This is a genomic window from Comamonas guangdongensis, assembly GCF_041079535.1.
Taxonomy (GTDB): Bacteria; Pseudomonadota; Gammaproteobacteria; order Burkholderiales; family Burkholderiaceae_C; genus Comamonas; species Comamonas guangdongensis.
Map to the genome: position 1 here is coordinate 1 of NZ_JBFYGN010000064.1, position 1,468 is coordinate 1,468.

1 protein-coding gene is annotated in these 1,468 nt (G+C 43.3%); it reads left to right on the forward strand.

Features of this window, described 5'->3' with window-relative positions; all coding sequences use genetic code 11:
• Positions 1-830 precede the first annotated feature (830 nt).
• Positions 831-1,468: SPM autocatalytic domain-containing protein (locus tag AB6724_RS21760; RefSeq protein ID WP_369340619.1), on the forward strand; the 638-nt coding region annotated here is incomplete at its 3' end.

A 1,468-nucleotide genomic window follows, 5' to 3' on the forward strand; every position in this document is an offset into this window, starting at 1 on the left:
CGTCGATGATCTGGCTGTCGGTGAAACGTGATTTCTTCATGGTAGAGATTCTCCTGTGAGGGTCTCTACTTCTCAGCACGCTGGAATTGCGGGGGGATTACCGGCTGTCTACCTGCCCAGGGGGCAGCAGTCCAACAAAGAATGGTGGAAATCAATGGCAGTTACTCCATTGAGGAACTGCGTGAAGCACGATGTTCCCAAAAAAGGCCCACTGCTCCGGATAGAAGAATGATCAGCACTGCGGGCCACAACGGTAACTCTCTTGGAAATGCGAAAAAATAGATAAGTGCAGCTGTACAGAACCCGCCAATCACGCTGGCATAGAGGCGTCCATAACTCCAATCGTTGAAGGACACAAAAACTGCGGCGAGTATGGTTTGAAAGGATCTCCACATTCGTTCATGCTAACAGTGAAGGGGAATTTTTGGCAACGCAGTTATACGCAAAATGCGATAGTTTCAACTGTAGTTGTCGCATTTCATCTGGAGCACTTGGCACGAGCTCTCTACGGCCTTCATGGGCAGTGTTGCTTTCCCCAATTTTACGCGGAAAGCTATTTTTTTGTACGAGTTGATGGTACTTTTTCAAGGGGGGGTCAATTTGAATGCAAATACTCACATTGTTAAAATTTTATTTTTCTTGTAAATACTTATTTTTCAGGATAAGATTTTAAAAAATTGATTTTTCACTATAATGTGAAATTTTTTTAGGCATATAAATATCTCTATTAGAAAATTCTTTTTCATGCTGATACTATTCATGATTTAGCTCTATTTCCATATATCAAAATTCATATTAAATATTGTAAACTTATTAAAAAAGGGGAAAATATGGAAGATATATCAAAAGAGGATGTGAAAAAAATTATTGATGAATTGATGTCAATTCCATTGGGTCCTGGAGATCTTGTTAAGGACGCTGCAAAGGATTTGCTACGAGGACATGTAGAAAGAGCAATAGATGCTTTAGAACGTGGTGACAATATTGAAGCTGCTCAAGCTGTGGCTCAGACAATTGCCGTCTCTGCTGCTTGGGTGGCAGGAACTGCATTTGGCTGGAGCACCAAACTTCCATTAGCAGGCCTGGACCTTGTTTTTCAAAGTTTTAGAAAACAGGGTTTCATGGGAAAGGTGCTAGAACATTTAGGTGTTGACAGTGCTTATACCCGGCAAAAAATACTTAATGTATCCAAGGGCTTGGTTTTTGGGGCTGCCTTCGCTTATGGAGTAAATAATTTTATTAACTTACTCACAAATAGAAACTACCTGGATGCAAAGGGCTGGCGCGCGCCCATAGATCCTTTGATGCTTGATCTTGATGGCGATGGCCTAGAGCTTCGGCGCGTTGATGGACAGATCCTGTTTGACCATGATGGCGATGGCATCAAAACGGGCACCGGATGGCTTGGCGCTGATGACGGCATCCTGGTGCGGGATGTCAACGGCGATGGTCGGATCACGTCGGGGCT